The organism is Candidatus Allofournierella excrementigallinarum (assembly GCF_944388085.1).
Taxonomy (GTDB): Bacteria; Bacillota; Clostridia; order Oscillospirales; family Ruminococcaceae; genus Allofournierella_A; species Allofournierella_A excrementigallinarum.
Genome location: NZ_CALXHK010000075.1, coordinates 1 through 6,997, shown reverse-complemented (window position 1 = coordinate 6,997; position 6,997 = coordinate 1). Strand labels below are relative to the sequence as shown.

Genomic DNA, 6,997 nt, shown 5'->3' with positions numbered 1-6,997 from the left:
AGCGGCTTGATTTTGCATTGCTTTTTTGCACCCCTTAAAGACTTAAAGTTTCTGCTTGACTTTTATTAGCAGGTCTTCCTTTAAAAAAGCGCGCCGGGCGGGCCGGCGAAGGCCCCCGGCGCGTGCGTCAGGTCAAAAGGTGTCCAGTTCGCCCAGGTCGTAGGGGGTGTTCTGGTACACATAATAGTTCAGCCAGTTGGTGTAGAGCAAAAAGGCGTGGGCCCGCCAGCGGTAGACCGGTTCCTTCGAGGGGTCGTCGCCGGGGTAGTAGTGCTTCGGCGGGGCGATGGGCAAGCCCTTGGCCACGTCCCGGCGGTACTCCGCGTCCAGGGTCAGACGCTCGTACTCCGGGTGGCCGGTGACAAAGATCTGCCGCCCGCTGTCGGTGCTCATCAGGTAGATGCCCGCCTCGTCGCTTTCCGCCAGCACCCGCAGGTCCCTGCAGGCTCTCACCTGATCCTCGTCGACGCCGGTGTGGCGGGAGTGGGGCGCCCAGAACTCCTCGTCAAAGCCCCGCACCAGCGGGTTTGAGGGGCGGGTGACCCGGTGGGGGAAGATGCCGAACATCTTTTCGGGCAGGGGGCGCTTGCCGATGCCGAAGTGGTGGTAGAGCGCCGCCTGGGCCCCCCAGCAGACGTGGAGGGTGGAGTAGACATTGGTGCGGGTAAAGTCCATGATCTGGCACAGTTCCGGCCAGTAGTCCACTTCCTCAAAGGGCATCTGCTCCACCGGCGCGCCGGTGATGATCATGCCGTCGAACCGTTCGCCGCGTATCTCGTCAAAGGTCTTGTAAAAAGCCTCCATGTGGCCGCCGGGCACATGGCTGGCGGCATGGCTGGCAGTGTGCAGCAAGGTCAGCTGCACCTGCAGCGGGCTGTTGGCCAAAAGGCGCGCCAGCTGGGTCTCGGTGGCTATTTTGGTGGGCATCAGGTTCAGCGCCACGATGCGCAGCGGGCGGATGTGCTGGGTGCGGGCACGGCGCTTGTGCATCACGAACACGTTCTCGCTGCCCAGCACGCTGTAGGCGGGCAGCGTTTTGGGGATGATGAGGGGCATGGTTCAAACACTCCCTGCTTGAATGGTTTTTTCGCGTGCGGCGCAACGGTCGTTTGCGGCGGCAACCGCGAACAGGATAGAAGGCACTGCCAGCAGGTAGGTGGGCAGCAGATAGCGGTCCTCGTTGGTGGCGCTGGCGATGAGCACCGAGCCCAGGTTGCACAGCACCGGCAGCATCAGCGGCCAGGTGCGCGCCAGACGGCGCAGGCCAAGGGCGGCAAAGCCCATCAGCATGAGGCACAGATAGAAAAGGTGGCTCATGGGGTTTTCCGTGCTCCAGCCCCAGGCGCTGGTCTGGTTTTCGGCAATGAGGCGCAGGCAGGCGATGGGGTGCTGGAAAAACAGTTCCAGATACAGCGCCACGATGCCCGCCTTGTTTTCCGCGAGGGAAAGGGTGAACAGATTGTTCAGCGGGTCGATGAGATAGATGTCCTGGTCCAGCAGCGGTGCAAACTTTTCCTCAGAGGCGGTGGGGACATAGGTGAGCAGGTCTCGGTGCCACCAGATCCGCTTGGTGGAGTTGTAGTGGTCGATGTCAAACTCGTCGATGGCTTTTACGGCGCAGTCCACGGCCATCAGCTCCCGGGCGCGCGCTTCCTGCTCGGGCGTGAGCACGCCGTCGTGCAGCAGGATGACGATGCCGGTGGCGGGCACCTGCATGGATACGCCGCTGGGCATCTTGACCGCGCCTGCAATGTTGTAGGCACAGAAATTAAAAACCAGCACGGTGGCCAGCGCGGCGGCGACGACGGAAAAGCCCTCCCGCCGGCGGCGGACAAAGCCCATCACCGCCAGCCAGACAAGGCACACCAGCACAAAGGCGTAGCCGTTGTAGCGCAGCAGGCCGCAGCCGGCCAGTGTCACTCCGAAGGCCAGCCGGTGATACCATCTCCAGGCCAGGTCGTTTGCGATGAAGCGGGCCATGAAATAGAGCGCGAGGCCCATGCACAGGCCGTAGGGCGGGTCCTTGGTGCCGATCTGGAACATTGCCAGCGTGGTGGAGTTGAGCATGAAGGCCAGCAGCCCCGCGCTCACCGCAAAAGGCGGCAGACCCCGGCGCCAGAGCCAGGCGGCAAACAGGCAGGTGAGGGCTGCCAGCGCCAGGAACTGGCCGGTGACCAGGGCGCTGTGGTTGCCCCGGAACAGCCAGATGATGAAGGTGTGGGCCAGGGTGTGCACGTCATTCAGCGGAACCGTGCCCTGTACCTGGCCCAGCTGATTGGCATAGTCCAGTGTGCCGTTTTCCACCAAGCGGTTCTTCCAGGCGGGATAAAGGACCAGGAGACTTGCCGCGAAAAAGGCCAGGCGGGGAAAGGGCCGCGCGGGAGCGGCCGCCTTTTCGCACAGGGCACACAGCCGCCCGGCGGCAAAGCAGAGCAAGGGCGCGGCGATGCAGGCCAGCGCCGCAGCCCGCACCGCGCCTTCCAGCGCCAGCGGCGCCAGCGGGCCGGCGCTTTTGCCGGTGCGCAACAGCATCTGAGGCACCACAGACCCAAAGCCCAGCGCAGCGCCCAGCCCGGCAGTGATCAGCAGGGTGCTTTTCTTGGGCGGGGCAAGGCGGCGCGCCTGGGATATCAGCACCCAGGCCAGCAGGCACAGAGCAAGAAAGAGCAAGAGGCTGCCGCCGCGCAGCCAGCGGGGAAGGACCCTTTGATAGAGCAATACGGCCAGTATGCCCAGCCCAAGCTGTGTCCAGGGCTCCTGCCAGAGAGCGGCTGCCCGCTGCCCGGCGCTCATCCTTCCGCCACCGCGTCCAGCGCCTGGGCGATGTCGGCGATGAGGTCGCGGCTGTCCTCCAGGCCGCAGCTGAAGCGCACGAGGTCCGGGCTCACGCCGGCGGCGGCCAGCTCCTCGTCGTTCATCTGGCGGTGGGTGGCGCTGGCGGGATGCAAACAGCAGGTGCGGGCGTCGGCCACATGGGTCTCGATGGCCGCCAGCTTCAGGTGCTTCATGAAGGCCTCAGCGGCCTTGCGCCCGCCCTTCACGCCGAAGCTCACCACGCCGCAGCCGCCATTCGGCAGATACTTCTGGGCCAGGGCGTAGTGCCTGTCATCGGGCAGGCCGGAGTAGCTCACCCAGGCCACCTTCGGGTGGCCGTGCAAAAACTCCGCCACGGCCTGGGCGTTCTCACAGTGGCGCTTCATGCGCACATGCAGGCTCTCCAGGCCCAGGTTCAAAAGATAGGCGTTCTGGGGGCTTTGGATGCTGCCGAAGTCCCGCATCAGCTGGGCGGTGGCCTTGGTGATGTAGGCGCCCTCCAGGCCGAAGCGCTCGGTGTACACCACGCCGTGGTAGCTCTCGTCGGGGGTGCAAAGGCCGGGGAACTTGTCGGGGTAACGGGTCCAGTCAAAGCGGCCGCTGTCCACGATGGCGCCGCCCACGGCGGAGCCGTGGCCGTCCATGTACTTGGTGGTGGAGTGGGTCACGATGTCCGCGCCCCACTCGAAGGGCCGGCAGTTCACCGGGGTGGCGAAGGTGTTGTCGATGATAAGGGGCACGCCGTGGGCGTGGGCCGCTTTGGCGAACTTCTCGATGTCCAGCACCGTCAGGGCGGGGTTGGCGATGGTCTCGCCGAACACGGCCTTGGTGTTGGGGTGGAAGGCGGCGGCGAGCTCCTCCTCGGTGCAGTCCGGGTCCACGAAGGTGAACTCGATGCCCATCCGCTTCATGGTCACGGCGAAGAGGTTGTAGGTGCCGCCGTAGATGGTGCTGCTGCTCACCACATGGTCGCCGCAGCTTGCGATGTTGAACACCGAATAAAAGCTGGCGGCCTGGCCGGAGCTGGTGAGCATGGCGGCGGTGCCGCCCTCCAGCTGGCAGATCTTGGCGGCCACCGTGTCGCAGGTGGGGTTTTGCAGCCGGCTGTAGAAGTAGCCGCTGGCCTCCAGGTCGAACAGTTTGCCCATGTCCTCGCTGGTGGCGTATTTAAAAGTGGTGCTCTGGATGATGGGCACCTGGCGGGGTTCGCCGTTGCCCGGCGTGTAGCCGCCCTGCACGCAGATGCTGTTGAGATGCAGATCCATTTTGAAAAATCCTCCCCATATAGCTTCCGCCCGGCGGGCGGAAAAAACACGTTACTTTATTATTTTAGCGTATCCATGCCGGTGTTGCAAGGCGCCTCAGCCCAGCGTTTTGCCCATCAGGCTCACCAGCGGGCGCAGCTTGTCCATCAAAGCGGAGAATTGGGCGGGGGTCAGGCTCTGGGCCCCGTCGCACAGAGCGTGGGCCGGGTCGTTGTGCACCTCCACCATCAGGCCGTCCGCCCCGGCGGCCACCGCCGCCGCGGCCAGCGGCTGGACCATCCAGGCGATGCCTGCCGCGTGGCTGGGGTCGACGACCACCGGCAGGTGGGTCATCTTTTTCAGCATGGGCACGGCGCTGATGTCCAGCGTGTTGCGCATGCTGGGCTCGAAGGTGCGGATGCCCCGCTCGCACAAAATCACCTGGTCGTTGCCCTCGGCCATGATGTATTCGGCGCTCATCACCAGCTCCTCCAGCGTGGCGGAAAGGCCGCGCTTCAAAAGCACCGGCCGCCCGCTGCGGCCCACCGCCTTGAGCAGCTCGAAGTTCTGCATGTTCCGCGCGCCCACCTGGATGAGGTCCACGTCGGCGAAAAGAGGCAGGTGCTCGGTGTTCATGATCTCGGTCACGATGGGCATGCCGGTTTTGCTGCGGGCGTGGCGCAGCAGCTCCAGCCCCTCCGCCCGCATGCCCTGGAAGGAGTAGGGCGAGGTGCGGGGCTTGAAGGCGCCGCCCCGCAAAAGCTTCGCCCCGGCGGCCTGCACCGCGGCGGCCACCGCCTCGATCTGGCTTTCGCCCTCCACGCTGCAGGGCCCTGCGATGACCGCGAAGTGCCCGCCGCCCACCGGGACGCCGCTCACGTTTACCACCGTGTCTTCCGGGTGGAACTTGCGGTTGGCCTTCTTGTAGGGTTCGCTCACCCGCCGCACGTCCTCCACCACGGGGCTGGCCCGCAGCCAGCTCTCGGCGATGGACTTCGTGTCGCCCACAAGGCCCAGGATGTGGGTCTCGGCGCCCTGGCTCTCGTGGATGGAAAGGCCCCGGCCCTCCAGTTCTCTGCACAGGTCCTTCACGGCCTGCGGGTCGGCGTGCTGCTTCAGAATGATGATCATATCGGTTTTCCCCCTCGTCTCAAAATAAAAACCGGGAAGCCTGCCGCCGCAGGCTTCCCGGTGGTTTCGTGCACTGGAACGCGCTTTCCCGCGCCTCTTACACTCCCGCCTGACCGCAGCAAACAGAGCCTTTCCCCATCATGAAGGAAAAGCCGTAATAATACATGCCGGCGGTGAACAGAGTGGTCATGGCGCACCTCGCGCGTTCAAAAAGATTTGTGCAAAGCATAGCACGCGGAAAACGCTTTGTCAAGGGAAAGTGTTCCCCTCTTGCACGGCGTGCTACAATAAAAGAAAAAATGCCCGGCCCGATGGCCGCGGCGGAAAAAAGGGGAAGGAAACGATGGCGCAGCCCAAGACCAACGCCATGCGCATGCTGGACAAGGCGAAGGTGAACTATACATTCCACGAGTACGACCATTCCGACGGGGCCATCGACGGGGTGGCCGTGGCGGCAAAGCTGGGGCAGGACCCGGCGCGGGTGTTCAAGACCCTGGTGACCCAGGGGGCCAGCCGGGCCTTTTATGTGTTCGTCATCCCGGTGGCCCAGGAGCTGGACCTGAAGGCCGCTGCCCGGGCGGTGGGGGAGAAGAGCGTGGCCATGCTCCACGTGGCGGACCTGCTCAAGACCACCGGCTATGTGCGGGGCGGGTGCAGCCCCGTGGGCATGAAAAAGGCTTTTGCCACCACGGTGGACGAGAGCGCGGCGGACAAGGAGACCATCATGGTCAGCGCCGGGCGCATCGGGGCCCAGGTGGAGCTTGCCCCCGCCGACCTGCTGGCGGTCACCGGTGCGAAATACGCCGCCATCACCGCCGGGAAAGTATGACTACCAGGCGTTTTGATTGGTAATCGTGCCAAAAAAGCGCGGGGAAAACAATGCGCCCGGAGCAAATGTTCTGAAAATAGTTTGCAAGGTGCGAAACAGGTTGCATTTTGCCGCCGCACCCTTTAAACTGAAAGGGTAGAAAGCACGCCCGCGCGCCGCGCCCAGCGGCGGTGGGCAAGATTTTTTTGCAGGAGGTGCGCGGCATGGGGCGTTGTTTGTTTGGGCGGCCCGGTTCCCATGGCGGGGCGAAGTGCCGTGCGCGCAAACAGCGGGGGAAGAGCACCCCTTTATCGAAGTGACACAAAGGCCGTGGTGTAAGTGTGCACCACGCCTTTTCTTTTTGCAAAACAGGGAGGTCGAACAAAGGTGACACAGACAAAAAAAGTGGCCGTTTTGATGGGCAGCGACAGCGACTGGCCGGTGGTGAAAGCCGCCTGCGCCGAGCTTAAACGGCTGGGCATCCCCTTCGAGGCCCACATCCTCAGCGCCCACCGCACCCCCGCCGAGGCCGCGGAGTTCTCCAAATCCGCCCGGGACAGGGGCTTCGGCGTCATCCTCTGCGCGGCGGGCATGGCCGCCCATCTGGCGGGGGCCGTTGCCGCCAACACCACCCTGCCGGTGGTGGGCATCCCCATGAAGGGCGGCGCCGCCGACGGGCTGGACGCGTTGCTTGCCACCGTGCAGATGCCCAGCGGCATCCCCGTGGCCACCGTGGCGCTGAACGGCGCGAAGAACGCCGCCGTGCTGGCCGCCCAGATCCTGGCCGTCACCGACGGGCGGCTGGCCGCCCTTCTGGCCGCCGACCGCGAGGCCATGGCCGCCCAGATCGCCCAAAAGGAAGAAGCCTTGCAGGCCCAGCTGGCAGAGCTTTGATGAAAACGCACCACAGACTTTTACAAAAAAGTCCAGCTAAGAAATGTCAAGAGGTGATATGAAAAAAGTTAAAATTTTTACAGTAGTGAAAAAAGGGTAACTTTAA

6 protein-coding genes are annotated in these 6,997 nt (G+C 64.1%); 2 read left to right on the top strand and 4 right to left on the bottom strand.

All coding sequences use genetic code 11. The features are described from left to right. Positions 1 to 132: 132 nt before the first annotated feature. From metA to aroF, 4 genes are all read right to left on the bottom strand, one after another. Positions 133 to 1,056: a homoserine O-succinyltransferase gene (gene metA, locus ACH2AT_RS10355; protein ID WP_394965822.1), complete on the bottom strand. Its 924-nt coding sequence runs from the start codon at positions 1,054 to 1,056 to the stop codon at positions 133 to 135. Between the two features lie 3 nt (positions 1,057 to 1,059). After that, positions 1,060 to 2,670: a hypothetical protein gene (locus ACH2AT_RS10350; protein ID WP_394965820.1), complete on the bottom strand. Its 1,611-nt coding sequence runs from the start codon at positions 2,668 to 2,670 to the stop codon at positions 1,060 to 1,062. A 119-nt stretch (positions 2,671 to 2,789) separates the two neighbouring features. Next, positions 2,790 to 4,079: an O-acetylhomoserine aminocarboxypropyltransferase/cysteine synthase family protein gene (locus tag ACH2AT_RS10345; protein ID WP_394965818.1), complete on the bottom strand. Its 1,290-nt coding sequence runs from the start codon at positions 4,077 to 4,079 to the stop codon at positions 2,790 to 2,792. Positions 4,080 to 4,175: 96 nt separating this feature from the next. Next, a complete protein-coding gene (gene aroF / locus ACH2AT_RS10340) occupies positions 4,176 to 5,189 on the bottom strand; it encodes a 3-deoxy-7-phosphoheptulonate synthase (protein WP_394965816.1) in 1,014 nt (337 codons plus the stop codon). Between the two features lie 343 nt (positions 5,190 to 5,532). Between aroF and ybaK the strand changes: the two genes are divergently transcribed. Further along, the gene (ybaK, locus tag ACH2AT_RS10335) at positions 5,533 to 6,018 is read left to right on the top strand and encodes a Cys-tRNA(Pro) deacylase (protein WP_394965814.1); all 486 of its coding nucleotides are present in this window, start codon (positions 5,533 to 5,535) and stop codon (positions 6,016 to 6,018) included. A gap of 366 nt (positions 6,019 to 6,384) precedes the next feature. After that, the gene (purE, locus tag ACH2AT_RS10330; protein WP_394965812.1) at positions 6,385 to 6,891 is read left to right on the top strand and encodes a 5-(carboxyamino)imidazole ribonucleotide mutase; all 507 of its coding nucleotides are present in this window, start codon (positions 6,385 to 6,387) and stop codon (positions 6,889 to 6,891) included. Positions 6,892 to 6,997: the final 106 nt, after the last annotated feature.